Genomic DNA, 19,616 nt, shown 5'->3' with positions numbered 1-19,616 from the left:
TCTCCCGAAGGTCCATCGAAAGTGCCTTACCCACTGCTCGCCCTCCATCTTGTGGTCGGCGACAGTGAATCAGCAAAATAAGCCTATGTGAATCCCCCTTGATTCAGGTCGATTTCATCACGCTCTAGCCCCTTCTTCTTGGAAGTAAGTACTCTGGGGGTGAAGGCCAAAGGCCTGAGGGGGCAAAGCCCCCTAGCCCTACCGTTCTTTCACATAAGGCTCACCACCCGCTCGCGGCGGGATGGCCTTGCCCACAAACCCGGCCAGAATAACAACGGTCAGGATATAGGGCAGCGATTGCATCAACTGCACAGGCAGCACAATCGTTCCGTCCAGGCCAACACCCAGCCAAAGCGCCGTGCCAAGGCCCGCTAGTATCACGCCAAACCCACCCAGAACCGCCATGTCCAAACGGGACTTGCGCGCGGCAAAGATCAGGGCCGCGGCAATCGCGAACAGCGCGAAGATCGCCAGCCAGGAATACATCGTGATGTTCTGGAACCTGTTGTCGATCGCAAAAAAGAAGCCGAATAGTAAACAGGCGCTCAGCGCGTACCATGGTCTCCATTTCGCAAAGATCAGGGCGGCCAGCGCGATGAAACCGCGGTTCGCGGTCATTCCTTCGGTAAAGCCCGCCTGAATAGCCGTGGACAAGTACGTACCTGCAATCCCGCACAGCACCCCGCAGATCGCGACCGCCGCATAGCGCAGGAAGACGACCGAGATACCAGCCGTATCCACCGCCGCCGGATTTTCCCCGACGGCCCGCAGACGTAACCCGAAGCGCGTGCGGTACAGCACCCACCATGTCAGCGGCACCATCGCCAGCGCGATATAGACCAGGATCGAATGGCCCGAGATCAATTCGGCATAAATCGGACCCAGGATCGGTACGCCCGATAGCGTTTCGGCGAAAGGCAGCGTCAGGTTCTGAAAGCGCGCCCCGCCAAGCAGTGTTGGCGTGCGTCCGCCCTGCGAAAACCAGGCCAATGCCATCAGGGCCGTAACCCCAAGCGCCAGCATATTGATCGCCACGCCGGAAATCAGTTGGTTGCCGCGAAAGGTGATCGAGGCCAGCCCGTGGATCAGCGCGAACGCCATCGATGCGCCAATCCCCGCCAGCAGCCCAACCCAGGCCGATCCGCTGACATAGGCCACAGCGGCCGACATAAAGGCTGCGATCAGCATCTTGCCTTCCAGCCCAATGTCGAAAATGCCCGCGCGTTCCGAAAACAGCCCGGCCAGGCAGGCCAGCAAAAGCGGCGTGGCTAGGCGGATGGTGGAATCGAAGACCTGCAGACTGATGTCGAATATCTCGAAAAAACCCATCTTCTACTCCGCAGGGCTTGTCGTTTTACGCTCGGGCTTCGGACCTTCGGGCGGCCGAAAGCTGAGAAACAGCGCCTTGAGCGGTGCGCGCACCATATTGTCCAGCGCGCCTGTGAACAGGATGACCAGGGCCTGAATGACCACGATCAGATCGGCCGGAATTCGCGTGGTCAGGGCCAGTTCGGCGCCGCCCTGATACAGGAAGCCGAACAGAAGTGCTGCCAGAAAGACGCCGATGGGATGCGACCGGCCCATCAGGGCGACGGCGATGCCTATGAACCCCGCGCCTTCGGTCGCGTTCTGGATCAGGCGCTCGGCCTCGCCCATGACGTTGTTGATGGCCATCATACCGGCCAGTCCGCCCGAGATCAGCATGACGATCATGATGATCTTTTCAGGAGAGATCCCTGCATAAATCGCTGCCGATTCAGAGTTTCCATATGCCCGAATCTGATATCCCAGGCGCGTGCGCCAAATCAGAACCCAAACCGCAAAGCAGGCCAGAATAGCCACGAAAAAAGCCACATTCGCGGGGGCTGCACGTGAAAACGAAATATCGAAAACGGCCAGAACATCATGTAATGTAGGAAGGTTGGTCGCTTCTGGAAACCGTGCAGTTGCAGGGTTCATTGATGTTGGCGGGCGCAGCACCTCGACCAGCAGATAGTTCAGGAACGCCGCGCCGATAAAGTTGAACATGATCGTCGTGATCACGATGTGGCTGCCGCGGCGCGCCTGCAGATAGGCCGGGATCGTGGCCCAAAGTGCGCCGAACAAAGCCGCGCCCAAAACGGCGACGGGCAGCGCCATCGCCCAGTGCGGGAAGGGGATATAAAGGCAGACCATCGCGACACCCAGGCCGCCCAGTGTCGCCTGCCCCTCGCCCCCGATATTGAACAACCGCGCCTGAAACGCGACAGCCACCGCAAGGCCCGTAAAGATGAAGTTCGTGGCGTAGTAAAGCGTGTAGCCCCAGCCATAAGTCGACCCAAGCGCGCCCGAGATCATGATCTGCAGCGCGCGCCATGGATTTTCGCCAATGGCAAAAACGATCAGACCGGATACGATGAAAGCCAAAAGCAAACTGATCAATGGGATCAGGATGACGTCGGCCCATTTCGGCATTGCATCCATCAGGCGGCCTTTCCTTGAATGCCGGCCATCAACAGGCCCAGTTCCTTTTCATCGGTCTGATCGGGCAAGCGTTCGCCCATGATCCGACCGTCAAACATTACGATAATCCGATCGCTAAGCGACAGGATTTCATCCAGTTCCACACTGACCAGCAGGATGGCTTTGCCCTGATCACGCAGCGCGATCAGTTGCTTGTGAATGAACTCAATCGCGCCAATATCGACACCGCGTGTGGGCTGTCCGACCAGCAACAGATCGGGGTCACGCTCCATCTCTCGGGCCAGAACGATCTTTTGCTGATTACCGCCGGAAAAGCTTTTGGCCGTCTGCCAACAGTTCGCCGGGCGGATATCAAAGCGTTCGATCTTGCCTTCGGTATCCTCACGCAGGGCATTGTTGTCCATCAGCGGCCCACGGCAGTAGCGCGGGTCATTATGATAGCCGAAGGCGATGTTTTCCCAAGCAGTGAACTCCATCACCAGACCTTCGCGCTGACGATCTTCGGGCACATGGGCGATGCCGCGGGCGCGGCGCGACTGACCATCGGAAAAGCGGCCGGTCAGGTCAATGTCCTGCCCGTTTACCCGGACCATCCCCGTTGCGGTCTGATACCCGCCCAGGACCTCAAGCAATTCAGACTGACCGTTGCCGGACACACCGGCAATGCCGACAATTTCACCGGCGCATACGTCCAGCGAAACACCCCTTAGACGCTCAACCCCCTTTTCATCGACAACGCGCAGGTTTTCGACCTCAAGCACTTTGGCACCGGGCGTGGCCGGTTTTTTATCAACGTGCAGCAGAACCTTGCGACCGACCATCAGTTCGGCCAGTTCTTCGGGGCTGGTTTCAGATGTCTTCACCGTGGCCGTCATTTCGCCGCGGCGCATCACGCTGACAGTGTCGGTAATCTCCATGATCTCACGCAGTTTGTGCGTGATCATGATGATCGTCTTGCCCTCGTCTTTCAGGCCTTTCAGGATACGGAACAGATGGTCGGCCTCGGCCGGGGTCAGAACACCGGTGGGTTCATCCAGTATCAGAATATCGGCCCGACGATAGAGCGCTTTCAGGATTTCGACGCGCTGCTGTATGCCGACGCCGATGTTTTCAATCAGGGCGTCGGGGTCAACGTTCAACTCATACTCTTTGGATAGATCAGTCAGCAGCTTGCGCGCCTTGGCCAGTGACGGGCGCAACAGACCGCCATCTTCGGCCCCCAGCACGACGTTTTCCAGAACGGTGAAATTTTCAACCAGCTTGAAATGCTGAAACACCATCCCGATGCCCGCAGCAATGGCAGCCTGGCTATCGGGGATTTGCGTGGGTTTGCCATTGATCAGGATCTGGCCCTGATCGGCTTTGTAAAAACCATAAAGGATCGACATCAAAGTCGACTTGCCTGCACCGTTTTCGCCAATAATCCCGTGGATCGTGCCCGGCATAACGCGCAGTGAAATATCTTTGTTGGCCTGAACGGGTCCGAAGGCCTTGGAAATTCCGCGTAGCTCAATGGCTGGAACGGCCGCGTCGGGCCGTTCCTGTGTAATTGTATCCCGCATCGGCGCTTAGTTCGCCGGGCAGGAGTTGTCCGACATATAGTCATGCACCGTCAAATCGCCTGAGATGATCTGGGCCTTGGCCTCTTCCACGGCGGCGACCATGTCATCGCTGATCAGTGATGCGTTGTTATCATCCATCGCATAGCCGACGCCATCATTGCCAAGCCCCATCACCTGCAGCCCGGTTTCCAGACCCGGACCTTCGCTGAACGCGTTATAGACGGCATTATCCACACGCTTGACCATCGACGTCAGCACTTGACCGGGATGCAGATGGTTCTGGTTGCTGTCCACACCGATTGAAAGAATGTCTTCATCGGCAGCGGTCTGCAAAACGCCCACACCTGTTCCACCAGCTGCGGCATAGACAACATCCGCGCCCTGGGAAATCTGCGCTTTGGTCAGTTCTGATCCCTTCACCGGATCATTCCAGGCCGCTGGTGTGCTGCCGGTCATGTTCTGTATGACTTTTGCGTCTGGATTGGCGGCCATGACGCCCTGCACGTAGCCACAGGCGAACTTGCGGATCAGGGGAATATCCATACCGCCGATGAAACCGACAGTTCCGCTTTCAGATGCCTTTGCGGCCATCATGCCGACCAGAAACGATCCTTCGTGTTCGTTGAAAACGACGGATCGCACATTAGGCCCATCAACAACCATGTCGATGATAACAAAGGTCGTTTCGGGATAATCGCCCGCGACTTCCGACAAGGCGTCACCAAAAGCAAACCCGGTCATAACAATCGGATTCGATCCGCTTTCGGCAAAACGGCGCAGGGCCTGTTCGCGCTGTGCCTCGGATTGCAGCTCAATCTCGCGGAAGCTTTCGCCCGTCTCTTCGGCCCAACGGGTCGCACCGTTAAAAGCGGCTTCGTTGAAGGATTTATCGAACTTACCGCCAAGATCGAAAATGATCGCAGGCTCGGCCAGTGCAGCCCCGGCTGTCAGCGCTACCGCCACTGCCGCGCCAAGCAGATTTTTCATCAGGCTCATGAAACTCTCCCAGATTCTTATGTTTGTTCGGGTCACTGTCAGGTTAAACAGACCCATCGTTTGAGCAGACCCAGTATAACAAGATCATGCGCAATTTAGGCCGAAGGTCACGACGGGGGTCAACCGCTTTTTCCGCTTTCGGCGGGCTGGGGCGTTGAAATGCTGGTGAGATTGGCGAAAGTGGCGTTACGTCAATCGCTTATGCAGCAGGATGGCGTCAATCCGATCACCGTTGGGGCTGCGATAATAGTGGGTGCGCCGACCGGATTCGCAAAACCCATGGTTGTGGTATAGAGTCAAAGCCGGTTCGTTGGTCGCAGCGACCTCCAGGAAAATGGTATCGGTATCCTGGGATCGCGCCAGCGTTTCAAGCTGGTCCAGTCGGTCACCAGCCAACCCCTTACGGCGAAGATCGGGATGTGTGGCCAGCGTCAGCACCTCAGCCTCACCCACCAAAACGCGCACTACCAGAAAACAGGCCAGATCGCCGATCAAGTGGACACCGGGGCTTTTCAGCATCGCCTCAAATTCCCGCGCGGACCAAGGACGCGGCGTATCAAAACAAAGCGCGTGCACCTCAGAAAACTGATCAGGCGTCACGGCAAAATCACAGGCGCCGGATCACGCGGTGGTGCTGCATCGGCGGCGCGAACATAAAGCGGCTTGGGCCGGTCGGTGGTCGATCGCATGCGACGCATGGCCAAACGCGCAATGCCTTCGGCCAGCGGGAATGCCGGCTTGATCACCTGCAAGCCGTGCATCGCCCCAAGTTCTTCGGCCCGATGCCCCAGAACATAGGGTTCGGCCCTGGTCGGATAGGATGGCAGAGCGTTATCCGCCAAAAGCTTCGGCCCCCGTCCCTGCCCATCCTGTATCAGATCCGCATAATACTGATCCCTTGGTGCCGCACTGACCGAAATCACAGGCGTTTCATCACCACCCAAAAACCCTTGCGCCTCAAGACATGGCACACCCACAGCCGGGATATTCAGCCCCATGGCAAGTCCACGTGCGGCAGAAACTGAGATCCGAAGCCCCGTGAAATTCCCAGGCCCGACACCAACACCAATCGCATCCAGATCCCGCCAGTTCAGTCTGGCGTCGCGCAAGAGTTCTTCCAGCAAAGGCATCAAATGTTCGGCCTGACCTTTTGCCATCGCTTCGCACCGTTCAGAAACAAGCGTCTGATCACAAAGCAAAGCAGCCGCGCAATGCGCGGCGGATGTATCAAAGGCAAGTATATTCGATTTTGCTTGCATGTTTATATTTATGGGCGAAGGCTTTGTATTAAGGTCGTGCGCGCACTTCGTTCTGATTTCTCAAGACTGTCTTCAAGTTGCAACCAAGATAATCGATTTTGCCAGTAGCAGTGTATTTGAGGTGCAAGCGCGTCGGCTTGGTCAATGATGCCCAGTGGCACGTAAATCTGGTCCGGCAGATAATCAAACTGCGCCGCAATAGGCGATCCGCACTTGTGGCAAAACCAGCGTCGCACACCCGGATTATGTGTTGCACCATCACCCAAAACTGGCTTGAGATCGATATCTGACGGCTTGAAAGCCGCAAATGCACCAACGGGCGCGCCTGTCAGCCTGCGACAGTCAGAGCAATGGCAATAAGCAACCGTATCAGGTGCTGCGCCTGCTTTCAGTGTGAAAAAACCACAATAGCAACGACCCGTTAACAGGGGCGCTGCGTTATCCTCAGACGGCAACCGGCCGTACCTCGACCACCTCGGGGATGTAATGACGCAGCAGGTTTTCGATGCCCATTTTCAATGTCAGAGTCGATGATGGACACCCCGCACATGCACCTTGCATGTGCAGGTAAACAATGCCGCGATCAAAGCCGTGGAAGGTGATATCACCACCGTCCTGCGCCACAGCGGGGCGCACGCGGGTATCGAGCAGTTCCTTGATCTGCCCCACGATTTCACTGTCTTCACCGGTATGTTCGGCATGACCCGAGTTTTGCACCTGATCCCCTTCGATCACGGGATCGCCGGACTGATAATGCTCCATGATCGCGCCCAGAAGGGACGGTTTGATGTGATCCCACTCAACCGTATCCGCCTTGGTCACAGTGACAAAATCATTGCCAAAGAACACACCCGTCACACCCTGAACGGCGAACAAACGCTTGGCCAGGGGCGATTTGTCAGCCGTATCGGCCGAGGGAAAATCAGCGGTGCCCATCTCCATCACGCTTTGACCAGGAAGGAATTTCAGCGTGGCGGGGTTTGGCGTGGATTCTGTCTGGATGAACATGGGTGCATCTCCTTTGCATCTGATATGCTCGCAAGCCTGCTGTCTGTCAAGGTTTAGAACAGTTCTAAAACGCTAATGCACGGAAATATTAGCCGCAATCGGACGGGCTTAAGTGATCGCCTGAAGCCGTTCCTTTGACAGATCGCCAGGCACAATCGTGATCGGGATTGGCAACGTCCCGGAATTGCGCGTCAGTTGCGTGACCAGCGGGCCAGGTCCCTTGTTGCCAACACCCGCGCCCAGAACCAGGACGCCGACCTCATCATCCTCTTTGACCTGAGACAGGATTTCCGGCACCGGTTCGCCCTCGCGAATGACCAGTTCCGGATCGACGCCCTGACGGTCCCGCATCCATTTCGCAAAGACCTCAAAATGGGCATGGATGCGTTCGCGCGCCTCTTCCCGCATGATGTCGCCTACGCCAATCCAGTGGTTAAATTCCTCGGGCGGGATGATCGACAGGATTTTGACACCGCCCCCCGTTTTGGCCGCCCGCATGGCGGCAAATCGCATGGCGTTCAGGCATTCCCGGCTGTCGTCAAGAATGACAAGAAATTTGCGCATCACGTGGCCTCCCCTAAGCCGCCCGATCATGACGCACAGAAGACCGGCTTGCAACACCGGCAGCGTCCTTCAGGTGTCGGAAAGCGCCCAATCCCAATAAAGATCGCGCGCCCGTTTTGTGATGGGGCCAACCTGATAATGCGTGTCGTCGAATTGTTTGACGGGCGTGACCTTCATCATGTTGCCGGACAAAAATACCTCGTCCGCCTGTCTGAAATCGTCGAAGGTCAGCACGGCCTCATGCACTTTGATCCCGTCCGCGGCGAAGTTTTTCATGTGGCGTGCGCGGGTAATGCCCGACAGGAAGGTGCCGTTTGGGATGGGCGTAAAGACCTCACCATCCTTAACCATGAACACATTTGCGGTGGCGCTTTCGGCCACATTGCCCATCGCATCGGCAACCAGCGCGTTGCCAAAGCCCTTGGCCCGCGCCTCGGCCAGCATGCGGGCGTTATTGGGGTAAAGACAGCCCGCCTTGGCGTTGACCACGTTGTCTTCCAGAACCGGGCGGCGAAATCGGGTTGTGGTCAGCGTCGTCGCAGCAACGGGCGGTGCCATCGGGATTTCTTCCAAGCAGATCGCAAAGCCCGTCGCACCGGGTTTTGGCACCACGCCCAGATCGCCACCGTCCAGGGCCCAATACATCGGGCGAATATAAACCGCCGATCCCTTTGGATAATTTCCCAGACCGTCCCAAACGATCTGCACCATATCTTCGGGCGCAACCGTGGGTGTGATCATCAAAGCTTCGGCCGAACGATTGACCCGCTGGCAATGCGCCAACAGATCAGGCGCGACGCCTTCGAAGTATCGCGCACCGTCAAAAACCGTGCTGCCCAGCCAGCTGCCGTGGTCCGCAGCCCGCATGATCGGCACGTCGCCTTTATGCCAGTGGCCTTCGAAATAGGTGTAGATATTGCTGCCCGTTGCCATTTGATCACGTCCTTTGAGATCAGCCTAGCGACCGCGCGTCGAAGCGTCCAGAGGCGCTATTGGGTTAATGAAATCCCCTGTTTGCGGAACAGCTCTTTCAAATCAGCCTCGCTTCGGGCGCCAATATGGGTGATCACCTCGGCCGCTGAAATGCAGCCCATGCGACCGCTGGTTTCCAGATCGTAACCGTTTGTAATACCCCACAAAAACGCACCAGCAAACAGATCACCCGCGCCTGTGGCATCCTCAATCTGAATCGGCATAGCAGGCGCATGCCAACGTTGACCCTGGCTGAGAATATAGGCCCCATTTTCGCTGTCGGTGCAGGCCAGAATGTCGATCTCGGACGCGGCCTGGGCCAGCGCATCGTCAAAGCTATCCATCTGATACATCGACATTAATTCGGCGCGGTTGCAGAACAGCAGGTCAACACTATCCTGGATCATGGTCCGAAAGGCATCGCGGTGCCGTTCCACGCAAAACGGATCGCTTAACGTCAACGACACCTTACCGCCCGCGCCCTTGCAGGCACTGATCGCTTTGGCAAAGGCCTCGTGGCTTTCGGGGCCGTCAAAACGGTAGCCTTCCAGATAGATCCATTCGGCGTTCTGCATCTGGGTATCGATAATATCCGAGGGCTGCAAATGTTCGGTCACACCAAGATAGGTGTTCATCGACCGTTCGCCGTCGGGTGTCACCAGAATGATACTACGTCCGGTTTCTTGCGCATCGTCCTTGGGCGCCATTTTCGTTTCATAATCAGCACCTTGCGCGCGCAGGTCATGGGCGAAAATCGCGCCAAGCTGGTCGTCTTTCACCTTGCCCACATAGGCCGTGCGCCCACCCAACTGCGCGATCCCCGCAATGGTATTGGCCGCCGAGCCGCCACTGATTTCGCGCGCCGGACCGATCTTGGAATAAAGATCCACCGCACGGTCCATATCGATCAGTTGCATGATGCCCTTTTCGATACCGGCCTCGGCCAGAAAATCATCCGAGGCATGGGCCAGAATATCGACGATCGCGTTTCCGATGCCGACGACTTGGTACTGTTTCATAGTGTTTTTTCCTCATAAGGACACAGATCGCGGATCAGGCAATTGGCGCACATGGGCTTGCGCGCCTTGCAGACATAGCGACCATGCAGGATCAGCCAGTGATGGGCATGTTGTTGAAAATCAACAGGAATATGGTCTTCGATTGCGCGTTCGACGGCGACGACATCTTTGCCGGCGGCGATGCCAGTGCGGTTGCCGACACGGAAGATATGGGTGTCGACGGCCTGCGCGGGGTGGTGCCACCACATGTTCAAGACGACGTTAGCGGTCTTGCGGCCGACGCCAGGCAAGCCTTCTAACGCAGCGCGGGAATTAGGGACCTGACCGCCATACTGATCAACCAGGATCTGGCTTAACTTCATGACATTCTTGGCTTTATTCCGATAAAGCCCGATGGTTTTGATATGCTCGATCAGCCGCTCTTCCCCCAGATCAAGCATCTTTTGGGGGGTGTCGGCGACCTGAAACAGTGCGCGGGTGGCTTTGTTGACGCCAACATCGGTGGCCTGGGCGGACAGGGCCACAGCAACGACGAGAGTGTAGGCGTTCACATGCTCAAGCTCACCCTTAGGTTCCGGGTCAGCCTTTTGAAAACGCGCGAAAATCTCGTGGATCGTATGATAATCAAGTTGCTTTGCCATCGCACGCGGTATGCCCCGAAGCCCGTGTCAGGGCAAGCCCGCAGATCAAACCTTAATGCTCCGCATTTTATGAAAGGCGCCAAGATATCCATCGGACGACCACAAAGCCAAAATCCATCTCGGTCAGTCCGGCGGCGACACTTCGTACAGAGTTGAATGCAACAGCTGCGGTCGCGCCCCAAAACGCACGACAACGATATCATGATCAGGCAGCAGATATAGAATCTGCCCCCCGTGGCCCATGAAATACGCAAATGGTCCGGACAGTTTTTCGCCGTCACGATCCAAAACGTCATGCCGCAGATGCCATCCATAAGCCCCCTGTCGCCGCTGCGATGCCTCAAGCTGGGGCAAAATCAAGTCGCGCCACAGATCTTCGGGCAGGAAAGGATCAGCAGGCGTTCCATTGTTCAAAAGATAACGCCCCACGCGCAGCCAGTCTTCAGCGCGCGCATAAAGGCAGCAATAGGCCGAAACGCCCTCGGCCTTTGAATAGGCCCGCCAGTCCGCGGTGGCAGCACCAGCAGGTTTCCATATCAGATCCGAAAGAATCTGCGACAATGGCTGATCATATGTTGCCTCAAGGACCGCACCCAAAAGGGCTGTATTGACACTTTGATAAGCAAATTGACCCTTGGCCGCGGGATCGACGGCCAGATCAGGCAGAACGGCATCAATGCCATAGACATGCAGCCGCGCCAAAGGACCCAGAGGCGAAAAGCCGGCGTCATCAACAGATTTCGGCGGCTCGCCATTATATAGCAACCCCGAGGTCATGGTCAGGGCTTCGTTTATCGTAACATCCGGGGCGTCCGGCCCAAGATAGCGCGATAACGGATCATCAAGCGATGCAATGCGATCATCTGCCAGGGCGCGTATAATCAGCGCGCCCACAAGGCTTTTGACCATTGAAAACGAATTCAGCCGATCCTCTGGTCCGAACCCTTGGCCATAGCTTTCGTAAATCACTGTCCCACCCTGATCGACCAGCATTGCCCGACCACCAGCAGCGTCAAAGCGTGTTTGGGCAATTGCGGGCATTTCAGGCACGCGGATTGCATATTCGGTATTGACTCCTTCGACGTGGGCATAGCGCGCGTTATCGGTCCAGACATCGGGCGGAAAGCCTTCGCGCATCAGAATGGGCACCTGTGGGGCGAAGGCAAGAAGACCGCCAGCCGTGGCTATCGCAAGAACAAGACAGATACCTAAAAAGCGTTTCAGATTTCGCATAATGGCCGGTCTGGTCGAGGGGCGTTCTGTACATCTGTCACTGCGAATATCCCTAAGTTCAGTTCAATTTTCAAACTTCATCAATATGAAGCCGATCCTGACCCCTGTCTATAATATCTTTGGTATGGATATTGTTGACAGGGGTGATCAACGGCAGCTTGCAGCCCTATTCCCGGAATGGATTGGGTCGCACTGCACCAGCCTGCAGCGGGGTCAGTTCGTTGTTCAGATCATCCAGGCGGCTTTGCATTATGTTGCGAAGGTCACCCATTTCCGGGCTGCCCGCGTTCGCATCGATCTGCAGTGGGTCCACCAGGCGGATATGGGCGCAGCGGGGGCCGACGGGTTGCGGGATAAAGGCGTGGACCTTGTCGCGGAACCGGCGTTTCAGCCAATCAAGACGCAGTTTTTGGATACGCTCGGCCACCTGTTCCTGGGTCATGACACTGTCGGGGTACATCCAGGGCTGAAGGCCCAGGATCTCTTGCGCATCTTTCGCGATTTGGATCGTATCTTTCGAAAGAGTGTCGTCCTTGGTGCGCCGTGCAGCATTGAAACGCCTCAGGCACATTTCAGCGGCTTTATAGGGATCATCGTCCAGCGCGGTCTCACCGTCGATTGCGGTACTCAGACGCGCCGTCAGTTCGGTCAGCAAAGCCGCGCGCATGCCCCAGAAATCAGCATCGGGAAGAGCGATGTCATGGCGGGCGGCAACGCGGTGTGTCAGATTCAAATAAAGCGTTCTTAGTCTACGGGTTGGGTCACGCTCAGCCCGGCCTGTCGGCAGATCAAGCGCGTTTTCCACATAAGACATGGCACGGTGCAGGTTCGCCGTTTCGTCTTTCAGAAACATATATTTGTAAATCAACGGCGCGATATAAACGGGTCTGTCAGCGCCGCTTTCGGCCAGATTTTCTGCGGCGCGCATGGCCATTTCAACCACGCCGGGGTACAGCGGGCCGATCTGATCGGCGACCCAGTACACCGTGCCTTCGGGGTGCAACAGCACACCGTCGCCCTGTTTGGCCAGTTCGATGGAATGCTGCTTTGCCGCGGCGCCACCTTTGCCGGGGATCTGCGCGATCAGGTTGTTGGCCAGCCAGAATTTCTGCCCGTATTTGCCCATGCCGTTGACCACAGTATGCGTGGCCCAACACCCCGGATTGACCTTCAGCCTGGCCATGATCTCTTTATCGATCATCCAATCGGTAAAGAATTCAGGGTGATTAGGGGCCAGAAAAGCCGCCGTTTCGGGGTTCACAACATCGCGCAGCCTGGCCTGATCCGACGCAGGAAAATCGATCTTTGGCATGTTCGTCAGGCCCCGCACCCCTGGAACACGATTGAGCAGAGGAATATCACGCAACCCCGGAATGCCCCGCAGATTAAACCATCGGTTAACCGGTTCAAGACACCGGATCAGTGTCGCGTTCGGACGTGGTTTGACAAAGGTTGTTAACATTGAGGCCATTCAGATAGCTTTCATTTTTGCACATCTGACAATATCGGGGGTTCTTGCGCATACCGATAGTCAGGATTTCCCTACTTTTTTGAACATTGTTCAATCTAATTTTGACCTTTATAATTATGCTTGGGTTGGGATGTTCGAGTTTGGCTTGTAAATTGTTATGCTATAACATAATGATTCCTTTAAACTTAACCACGCATCACGGCTGGATCTGAAAATACAAAGCCTGCGGATGCCATCAGATTAAGGAACACCGCATGACCGACCGCCGCCTGCCCGTTACTGTCCTGTCCGGCTTTCTGGGGGCCGGAAAAACCACCCTGCTGAACCGCGTTCTGAACAACCGCGAAGGGCGGCGTGTGGCGGTGATTGTGAACGACATGTCCGAGGTGAACATCGACGCCGATCTGGTGCGCGCCGATACAGAACTGTCACGTACCGATGAAACTTTGGTTGAGATGTCGAACGGCTGCATTTGCTGCACCCTGCGCGATGACCTGCTGGATGAGGTGCGGCGTCTGGCGGCCGAGGGCCGGTTTGAGTATCTGCTGATCGAATCCACCGGGATCTCGGAGCCCTTGCCCGTCGCGGCGACCTTTGATTTCCGGGACGAATACGGCGACAGCCTGTCGGATGTGTCACGGCTAGACACCATGGTCACCGTCGTCGATGCGGTGAACCTGCTGAAGGATTATTCCAGCCACGATTTCCTGCGCGATCGCGGCGAAACAATGGGCGAGGAAGACGAACGCACGCTGGTCCATCTGCTGACCGATCAGATCGAGTTCGCCGATGTCGTGATCCTGAACAAGGTTGCAGATGCCGGACCCGAACACACCGATGCCGCCCGCAAGATCATTCGCAGCCTGAACGCGGATGCGAAAATTATCGAAACAAATCATTCAGATGTGGCGGCAGAGGCCATTCTTGACACCGGTCTTTTCGATTTCGAAAAGGCGCATGAACATCCGATGTGGGCGAAAGAACTGTACGGGTTTGCCGACCACGTGCCCGAAACCGAAGAATACGGTGTCGCCAGCTATGTCTACCGTGCGCGGCGACCGTTTGAGCCTGAAAAGATACTCAGCGTTTTGAACGGCGAACTGCCCGGCGTGATCCGGGCCAAGGGGCACTTCTGGATCGCGACGCGCCCGGAATGGGTGGCTGAATTTTCACTGGCGGGCGCCTTGTCCAGCATCCAGCCGCTTGGCACATGGTGGGCCTCGGTCCCCAAAGATCGCTGGCCGGAACATGAAAGCGCGCGCGCCTATATGGCCGCCCATTGGCAGGACCCCTGGGGCGACCGACGGCAGGAAATCGTCTTTATCGGGGCGGGCATCGACTGGCCCGCGCTAAAGGCCCGACTGGACGAATGCCTGTTGCCCGAACATCTGGCGCCCGGACCCGACGCCCTGCCCGATCTGCCCGATCCCTTCCCCATCTGGCGCCGCCAGGCCGCAGCGTAAGGATCAGACCATGAAACAAATACTGACGACCGTGGCCGCGCTCTGTCTGGCCGCCCCGGCATTCGCTGATCCGGATGCCAAATACCGCCTGATCGTCGCCGATAACGAAGCCCCGCGCATCACGGTGATCGATACCGCGGGCGAAGGCATGACGCGCACCTTCGATCTGGCCTCGCCCGCACGGGTTTACATGGGGCCCGACGGACGCCACGCCTGGGCCCTGCAGCGCAGTGCCGGACAGGTGCAGGTGATTGACACTGGGCTGATTGAGGAAGACCACGGCGATCATTCCGCCCTGATCCTGGAAACACCCGCGGTGCTGTCGCCCGTTGCGACGGGTGACACGCCGGTGCATTTCAACATGGGTAGCGACCGCGTGGCTGTCTTTTGGGACGGCACTGGCGCGGCCACACTTCACGGGCCCGCAGGCTCGGGTGATCTGACGCCACTGGCAACGCTGGATACCGGCGGGCCGCATCATGGCGTCGCGGTGCCGGTCGGCGACCTGACGATTGTGACAGTCGCGCCCATGGGTGAGGGCCTGCCCGACGCATTGGCCGTGGTCGATATGAACGGAACGGAACTGTCGCGCATCGATTGTCTGAACCTGCATGGCGAAGGCAAGGCTGGCAGCTTTATCGCCTTTGGCTGCGAAGATGGCGTGGCGATCTTTGATACGAACGCCACACCGCCCACCAGCCGGTTTCTGCCCTATCCCGATGATGCGCCGGATGGCGGGATGGTCCGCACACTGCTTAGCCCGGCAAACACGCTGGCGCTGATCGGCAATTTCGGGGCCGAGCATATTGTGATCTTTGACCCATCCTCTGAAACCGGGGATTTCAGCTTTACCCAGCTTCCCGCACCCCGCATGTCATTTGCGCTGGATGACAGCGGCCAGGTCGGCTTTGCGATGCTGGCCGATGGGCGGATGATACGGTTTTCGGCGCTGACCGGGCGCATCCTGGCCGAGGCTGCTGGCGTGACCGAGGCTTACTCGATGGACCGCGGCGTTGTGCGCCCCATGATGGATGTCGCCATGGATCAGGTGGCGGTCAGTGATCCGGCCGCGGGCCGCGTCGTGCTGCTGGACGCCCAAACGCTGGACCCCGTCGTTCAACTTGATGTGGGCGGCCAACCCCGGTCACTTATCCTGCTGGCGGCGGAGGCTGATCATGACCACTAACACGGCCGAGCTTGTCCGCGATGCCGTAGCGGGTGTCAGCACTGTGGACAGGGCTGAAAACCTGTCCGCGATCCACGGGGCCGATTGCGCAGCCGCCCTTTGGCAGCGGCAGATGTCACCCGACCTGCTGGACTGGATGTACGCGCTGCCCCCCGATCAACTGCCCAAAGCCCGCGTGATCGTGCGCCCCGATGCGGTGCGGAATGTGGCCTTGGACATTTGTGAAATGTCTGGCACCCCGGATGGCACCCAGCGCACGCAGCTTATTGATGATGTCGCGACGCTCGCCGATGTTTTCGCGGGTCTGATGGGCGCAAAATGGCTGCGCCTGCGGTTCGATGTCGTCACAACGAATGCCTGTCGCAGGTTCCACATCGATGCCGTCACCGCCCGACTTGTCTGCACCTATCGCGGCACCGGGACGCAATACGGAATTTCGACCAATGGCGATGATCCCACCCGCATATCCACTGTGCCGACCGGCGTGCCCATCGTGCTGCGTGGCACGCTGTGGCCGACACAGCCCAAGTCCGGTCTTCTGCACCGCTCGCCCCCGATTGAGGGCACGGGCGAAACGCGATCGGTCATGGTCCTGGACCCGGTGGACGACCCGGAAGACGAAATCTGATGACCCGAAATCTTGCGACCGGCCTAAAGATGAAACGGCGGGACAAAGACCCGATGCGCGAATTCGACCGCCTGCCCGAGGAACTGCGCCTTTGGCTGGCCACCGCAATTTTGCCTTGGCGACCAGGGTCCGTGCAACGCACTTTCGACAAAGCGCTTGCACGCACACGGGATAAAACCAGCGCACTGCGGGAACTGGACAGGATCGAAACCCGCCTTGTCGCCAAGGATGCCTTGAAAATCTGGGGAAACAGCCATCCTTCGGGTAAGATTAAATAGTAAATTGTATTTAGTGCTTCGCACACATCTGCTGCCAGTGCGAGGGGCATGACGTCATTTTTGATGCCCTGCGTGTTATACCGCTAAAGTATCAAAATAGAAATTGGGTTTGTTTTTGAAAATATATATTTCATACTTTTAGTTGTTTTTTATTTAATTTTATAAACTTACAAGAGATAATAATGCTCGATTTATTCGAAAACTCTATTGCGGAACACAAACTTAAGCATTTGCATTCGAAAGGGATAAGTGCTGGCCAGTACTGTAGATGAATTATTTGCGTTCTCAAACAATGGTGGATTTTGAGAAGCGGCTCGATTTGTCTGAAGAGCTTGAAGCCGTTTCGAAAGTGGATTTCCCGCTCGGTTATGTCGCCACCGAGATTGGTGACGACGGGTTGAGTTATGCCTGATCGCGCGTCTGCCCGTCCCGCGATGAATGTGGCCGCCTCGCGTTGTAAAATGTCAGGTACCGGGCCGGGCTTTCGCAGGCGGCCGCGACGCTGCCATAGGCGCGCAGATAGACTTCCCCGTATTTGATCGTGCGCCAGAGCCGCTCGACAAAGACATTGCCCCGACACACGCCCTTGCCATGCATGCTGATGCGGATCTTGGCCTCGGCCAGCGGCGTCGAAAGCCGCCAATGCGACTTTTGCCTTGAAAGCAGGGCTGTGGTTCTATCGCGGTCGTCTCGTCATTTTCGCCCCTTCGTACCGCCACGCTGCCGGATCAGGAGCAGAAAATCCACCTAACTCACCTGTTCAGATTTGCCGGGCCAGCTGTCATTTGCTTTGAGACGGTACAGTACAGCGTCGTAAACCGCATGTTCTTTTGACCCCATAACCGGGTATACTGCATGGGCGCTAAGTGGGGCGATGAATCCGGAACAGCTTAGCGAATTAGTTGATGGCACTTACAGAGACGACCCCCATCGTCCTAATGGACGGGCTTACTTAAGTGTTGCGCAGAAGGATTGGCCGCTACTAAACTCCAAGAAATGGGTGGAAATCTGGATAGTGCTCAATCTGCAGCCGTGATAGTAGGCAGGAAAAGTCACGGAAATCCAAAATTCATGCCATTTCCAAGAAACAGCGCGCCACACGCGTCATAAAATCAAGAAATAAACAAAGGGACACCGACATGCGCCATTTTCTTACACTTTCCGTTTCAGCCCTTGCCATGGCAGCGCCTGCTTTGGCCGACGATATCCTGAGCAGCAGCGATGTAACGGCTGCCACACTTTATCCATCCGGCGCAACGGTGGTGCGAACGGCTGAGTTTTCCTCTGACACAGGCAGCCACACCATCATCATCGACGATCTGCCCCTGAATTTCGATGCCTCAAGCCTGCGTGTTTCTGGCGCGGGCGATGCTGCTTTCACCATTTTGTCCGTCGACCACCGGGTCGACCGTCTGCCGCCCACCGACGATGGCACGTCCCCACAGCGGCAAGAAATTGAGGCTCAGATCGAACAGGCCGAGGCACAGATGCGCGAGCTGCAATTTGAACGAAAAGGATTCGAGGCGCAGATCACCGTCGCCGACACACGCCTTCGCTTCATCGAACAACTGATGACACGCGAACCACAGGATATGGTCGATACGCTTGAACATCAGGGCACCGGGCTTGAAACCTGGGCCCAGGCGATCGATGTTCTGGCACAGCAAACCCAGGTGGCTCTGACCGAACGGAACAGGGCCGCACAGGACATCGACGCAAACAACCGCGCGATGACCGCGCTGCAGGACGAACTGAACAAGCTGAGCCAAAGCCTGCAAGCAGCGCAACTCCCCGCACCGCCACGATCCATAGCGACCATCGACATCACCGCAGATACCGCAGTGACCGGAACTTTGTCTCTGGAATACCGCGTGCCTTGGGCGGGATGGGAACCGGTCTATGACCTGCGCCTGACCCAAGGCGAAACATCGACGCTAGAGATTGAACGCCACGTCCGCGTCTATCAACAGACCGACGAAGATTGGGATGACATTGCCCTGACCCTATCCACCGCGCGCCCGTCAAACCGTGTTGGAATGCCGGACATTCGCGCGATACAGGCCAGCATGTATAACGTTGGCACAGTCAAAAGCAATCGCACGCCCCAGATTAGTATGGAGACCGATAAAGGGATCAGCCGCGCCCAGGCCGAAATGCTGATGGAAGATCAAGAAATACAAATGTTTGCCAAACCCATCAACTCGGTGATCCAGATCGAAGGTCAAACAGTATCCTACCAGATCCCTGGTCGCATCGACATCGCTGGTGACAGCACGGTGCGGCAAATCAGTATTGACAAACGCACTTCAAATGTCGGGCTTCTGGCGCGCAGCACGCCGGTTTACGATACAAATGCCTATCTTTATGCAGCCTACACAAATGACTTCGCGGGCCCCATCCTACCGGGCACCGCGTCGCTCTTCCGCGATGGCACCTTCGTAGGTGATTTTCAGATATCGCTGGTGGCCGCAGGGGCAGACACCACACTGCCCTTCGGTACGCTGGATGGCCTTAAGATCGAACGCCGCGTACTGGAAAAGGAACAGGGCGACTTCGGTATCATCGGCACAACCAACCGCCTGAATGAACGACTCGAGATCACCGCCGAAAGCCTGTTGCCATACGCACTGCCGGTAACGATCTTTGACCGCGCGCCCTACTCGGAAAACGAAGACCTCGAAGTCACGATCAACGCCAACCCTCGCCCATCAGAAACCGACGTCGATGGCAAACGCGGCGTGCAATCCTGGACATTTGAGCTGACCCCAGGTCAAACGCGCAAGATTGCGTTCAACTATGAAATCCAGTGGCCTGGTGGCTTCGACATCACAACAAACGAGACCTTTCAATAAGGTCATTATTGTTTCTTGGGC

The 19,616-nt window shown here is 56.9% G+C and carries 20 protein-coding genes and 1 pseudogene; 6 read left to right on the top strand and 15 right to left on the bottom strand.

What is annotated here, in order from left to right; translation table 11 throughout:
- Nucleotides 1-198: 198 nt before the first annotated feature.
- The 14 genes from H7848_RS09835 to H7848_RS09770 form a co-directional block, all read right to left on the bottom strand.
- Complete coding sequence (locus tag H7848_RS09835; RefSeq protein WP_208350674.1) at nucleotides 199-1,329, bottom strand: ABC transporter permease; 1,131 nt, start codon at nucleotides 1,327-1,329, stop codon at nucleotides 199-201.
- Nucleotides 1,330-1,332: 3 nt separating this feature from the next.
- Nucleotides 1,333-2,463, bottom strand: a complete 1,131-nt coding sequence (locus tag H7848_RS09830) for an ABC transporter permease (RefSeq protein WP_208350673.1) — start codon at nucleotides 2,461-2,463, stop codon at nucleotides 1,333-1,335.
- Nucleotides 2,463-4,025, bottom strand: coding sequence for an ABC transporter ATP-binding protein (locus H7848_RS09825; protein ID WP_208350672.1), 1,563 nt, complete (start codon nucleotides 4,023-4,025; stop codon nucleotides 2,463-2,465). The genes H7848_RS09830 and H7848_RS09825 overlap by 1 nt, the downstream gene beginning before the upstream one ends.
- Before the next feature lie 6 nt (nucleotides 4,026-4,031).
- Nucleotides 4,032-5,021 carry a BMP family lipoprotein gene (locus tag H7848_RS09820; protein WP_208350671.1) on the bottom strand — a complete coding sequence of 330 codons (990 nt, stop codon included), beginning with the start codon at nucleotides 5,019-5,021 and terminating at the stop codon, nucleotides 4,032-4,034.
- A 186-nt stretch (nucleotides 5,022-5,207) separates the two neighbouring features.
- Nucleotides 5,208-5,621 (bottom strand): GNAT family N-acetyltransferase, encoded by a 414-nt coding sequence (locus H7848_RS09815; protein WP_336512081.1) that lies wholly within the window; start codon nucleotides 5,619-5,621, stop codon nucleotides 5,208-5,210.
- Nucleotides 5,618-6,280: a tRNA (adenosine(37)-N6)-threonylcarbamoyltransferase complex dimerization subunit type 1 TsaB gene (gene tsaB, locus H7848_RS09810; RefSeq protein ID WP_208350670.1), complete on the bottom strand. Its 663-nt coding sequence runs from the start codon at nucleotides 6,278-6,280 to the stop codon at nucleotides 5,618-5,620. The genes H7848_RS09815 and tsaB overlap by 4 nt, the downstream gene beginning before the upstream one ends.
- An 8-nt stretch (nucleotides 6,281-6,288) precedes the next feature.
- Nucleotides 6,289-6,735 (bottom strand): GFA family protein, encoded by a 447-nt coding sequence (locus tag H7848_RS09805; RefSeq protein WP_237072679.1) that lies wholly within the window; start codon nucleotides 6,733-6,735, stop codon nucleotides 6,289-6,291.
- Nucleotides 6,725-7,288: a NifU family protein gene (locus tag H7848_RS09800; RefSeq protein WP_208350668.1), complete on the bottom strand. Its 564-nt coding sequence runs from the start codon at nucleotides 7,286-7,288 to the stop codon at nucleotides 6,725-6,727. Before H7848_RS09800 ends, H7848_RS09805 begins: the two co-directional genes overlap by 11 nt.
- Before the next feature lie 108 nt (nucleotides 7,289-7,396).
- A complete protein-coding gene (locus tag H7848_RS09795) occupies nucleotides 7,397-7,852 on the bottom strand; it encodes a universal stress protein (protein ID WP_208350667.1) in 456 nt (151 codons plus the stop codon).
- A 69-nt stretch (nucleotides 7,853-7,921) separates the two neighbouring features.
- A complete protein-coding gene (locus H7848_RS09790) occupies nucleotides 7,922-8,785 on the bottom strand; it encodes a branched-chain amino acid aminotransferase (protein WP_208350665.1) in 864 nt (287 codons plus the stop codon).
- 56 nt (nucleotides 8,786-8,841) lie between these two features.
- Nucleotides 8,842-9,843, bottom strand: a complete 1,002-nt coding sequence (locus H7848_RS09785) for an adenosine kinase (RefSeq protein ID WP_208350663.1) — start codon at nucleotides 9,841-9,843, stop codon at nucleotides 8,842-8,844.
- Nucleotides 9,840-10,484, bottom strand: coding sequence for an endonuclease III (gene nth, locus H7848_RS09780; protein ID WP_208350661.1), 645 nt, complete (start codon nucleotides 10,482-10,484; stop codon nucleotides 9,840-9,842). Before nth ends, H7848_RS09785 begins: the two co-directional genes overlap by 4 nt.
- A gap of 123 nt (nucleotides 10,485-10,607) precedes the next feature.
- Nucleotides 10,608-11,717, bottom strand: coding sequence for a serine hydrolase domain-containing protein (locus tag H7848_RS09775; protein WP_208350660.1), 1,110 nt, complete (start codon nucleotides 11,715-11,717; stop codon nucleotides 10,608-10,610).
- Between the two features lie 166 nt (nucleotides 11,718-11,883).
- Nucleotides 11,884-13,179 carry a hypothetical protein gene (locus tag H7848_RS09770; RefSeq protein ID WP_208350659.1) on the bottom strand — a complete coding sequence of 432 codons (1,296 nt, stop codon included), beginning with the start codon at nucleotides 13,177-13,179 and terminating at the stop codon, nucleotides 11,884-11,886.
- Between the two features lie 263 nt (nucleotides 13,180-13,442).
- Here H7848_RS09770 and H7848_RS09765 point away from each other — a divergent pair, with 263 nt between their 5' ends.
- The 5 genes from H7848_RS09765 to H7848_RS09745 all read left to right on the top strand — a co-directional run bounded on the left by H7848_RS09765 (nucleotide 13,443) and on the right by H7848_RS09745 (nucleotide 17,155).
- Nucleotides 13,443-14,651 (top strand): GTP-binding protein, encoded by a 1,209-nt coding sequence (locus H7848_RS09765; protein ID WP_208350658.1) that lies wholly within the window; start codon nucleotides 13,443-13,445, stop codon nucleotides 14,649-14,651.
- 10 nt (nucleotides 14,652-14,661) lie between these two features.
- Entirely contained in the window at nucleotides 14,662-15,837 is a 1,176-nt protein-coding gene (locus H7848_RS09760) for a YncE family protein (protein ID WP_208350657.1), read from the top strand.
- The gene (locus H7848_RS09755) at nucleotides 15,827-16,465 is read left to right on the top strand and encodes a DUF1826 domain-containing protein (protein ID WP_208350656.1); all 639 of its coding nucleotides are present in this window, start codon (nucleotides 15,827-15,829) and stop codon (nucleotides 16,463-16,465) included. The genes H7848_RS09760 and H7848_RS09755 overlap by 11 nt, the downstream gene beginning before the upstream one ends.
- A complete protein-coding gene (locus tag H7848_RS09750; protein ID WP_208350654.1) occupies nucleotides 16,465-16,743 on the top strand; it encodes a DUF6525 family protein in 279 nt (92 codons plus the stop codon). The genes H7848_RS09755 and H7848_RS09750 overlap by 1 nt, the downstream gene beginning before the upstream one ends.
- Nucleotides 16,744-17,011: 268 nt before the next feature.
- Nucleotides 17,012-17,155, top strand: a complete 144-nt coding sequence (locus H7848_RS09745; RefSeq protein WP_208350653.1) for a hypothetical protein — start codon at nucleotides 17,012-17,014, stop codon at nucleotides 17,153-17,155.
- Here H7848_RS09745 and H7848_RS09740 read toward each other — a convergent pair.
- Nucleotides 17,146-17,367 (bottom strand): annotated as a pseudogene (locus tag H7848_RS09740) (integrase core domain-containing protein); the annotation flags it as partial. The gene H7848_RS09745 and the pseudogene H7848_RS09740 sit on opposite strands and share 10 nt — an antisense overlap.
- A gap of 515 nt (nucleotides 17,368-17,882) precedes the next feature.
- Between H7848_RS09740 and H7848_RS09735 the strand changes: the two are divergent.
- Nucleotides 17,883-19,595 (top strand): mucoidy inhibitor MuiA family protein, encoded by a 1,713-nt coding sequence (locus H7848_RS09735; RefSeq protein ID WP_208350651.1) that lies wholly within the window; start codon nucleotides 17,883-17,885, stop codon nucleotides 19,593-19,595.
- Nucleotides 19,596-19,616 lie beyond the last annotated feature (21 nt).

This window comes from Pseudaestuariivita rosea (assembly GCF_017592335.1).
In the GTDB taxonomy this organism is placed as follows: domain Bacteria; phylum Pseudomonadota; class Alphaproteobacteria; order Rhodobacterales; family Rhodobacteraceae; genus Parasulfitobacter; species Parasulfitobacter rosea.
Note: the sequence above shows the minus strand (reverse complement) of the source record. Positions and strands in the feature narration are given on the sequence as shown.

Excerpts from the sequence above, each read along its gene's own strand:
- H7848_RS09750 (WP_208350654.1), top strand. The coding sequence starts at position 16,465 with ATGACCCGAAATCTTGCGACCGGCCTAAAGATGAAACGGCGGGACAAA.
- H7848_RS09745 (WP_208350653.1), top strand. The coding sequence starts at position 17,012 with ATGAATTATTTGCGTTCTCAAACAATGGTGGATTTTGAGAAGCGGCTC.
- H7848_RS09795 (WP_208350667.1), bottom strand. The coding sequence starts at position 7,852 with ATGCGCAAATTTCTTGTCATTCTTGACGACAGCCGGGAATGCCTGAAC.
- H7848_RS09830 (WP_208350673.1), bottom strand. The coding sequence starts at position 2,463 with ATGGATGCAATGCCGAAATGGGCCGACGTCATCCTGATCCCATTGATC.
- H7848_RS09735 (WP_208350651.1), top strand. The coding sequence starts at position 17,883 with ATGCGCCATTTTCTTACACTTTCCGTTTCAGCCCTTGCCATGGCAGCG.
- H7848_RS09835 (WP_208350674.1), bottom strand. The coding sequence starts at position 1,329 with ATGGGTTTTTTCGAGATATTCGACATCAGTCTGCAGGTCTTCGATTCC.
- H7848_RS09800 (WP_208350668.1), bottom strand. The coding sequence starts at position 7,288 with ATGTTCATCCAGACAGAATCCACGCCAAACCCCGCCACGCTGAAATTC.
- nth (WP_208350661.1), bottom strand. The coding sequence starts at position 10,484 with ATGGCAAAGCAACTTGATTATCATACGATCCACGAGATTTTCGCGCGT.
- tsaB (WP_208350670.1), bottom strand. The coding sequence starts at position 6,280 with ATGCAAGCAAAATCGAATATACTTGCCTTTGATACATCCGCCGCGCAT.
- H7848_RS09825 (WP_208350672.1), bottom strand. The coding sequence starts at position 4,025 with ATGCGGGATACAATTACACAGGAACGGCCCGACGCGGCCGTTCCAGCC.
- H7848_RS09785 (WP_208350663.1), bottom strand. The coding sequence starts at position 9,843 with ATGAAACAGTACCAAGTCGTCGGCATCGGAAACGCGATCGTCGATATT.
- H7848_RS09790 (WP_208350665.1), bottom strand. The coding sequence starts at position 8,785 with ATGGCAACGGGCAGCAATATCTACACCTATTTCGAAGGCCACTGGCAT.
- H7848_RS09760 (WP_208350657.1), top strand. The coding sequence starts at position 14,662 with ATGAAACAAATACTGACGACCGTGGCCGCGCTCTGTCTGGCCGCCCCG.
- H7848_RS09765 (WP_208350658.1), top strand. The coding sequence starts at position 13,443 with ATGACCGACCGCCGCCTGCCCGTTACTGTCCTGTCCGGCTTTCTGGGG.
- H7848_RS09770 (WP_208350659.1), bottom strand. The coding sequence starts at position 13,179 with ATGTTAACAACCTTTGTCAAACCACGTCCGAACGCGACACTGATCCGG.
- H7848_RS09755 (WP_208350656.1), top strand. The coding sequence starts at position 15,827 with ATGACCACTAACACGGCCGAGCTTGTCCGCGATGCCGTAGCGGGTGTC.
- H7848_RS09820 (WP_208350671.1), bottom strand. The coding sequence starts at position 5,021 with ATGAGCCTGATGAAAAATCTGCTTGGCGCGGCAGTGGCGGTAGCGCTG.
- H7848_RS09775 (WP_208350660.1), bottom strand. The coding sequence starts at position 11,717 with ATGCGAAATCTGAAACGCTTTTTAGGTATCTGTCTTGTTCTTGCGATA.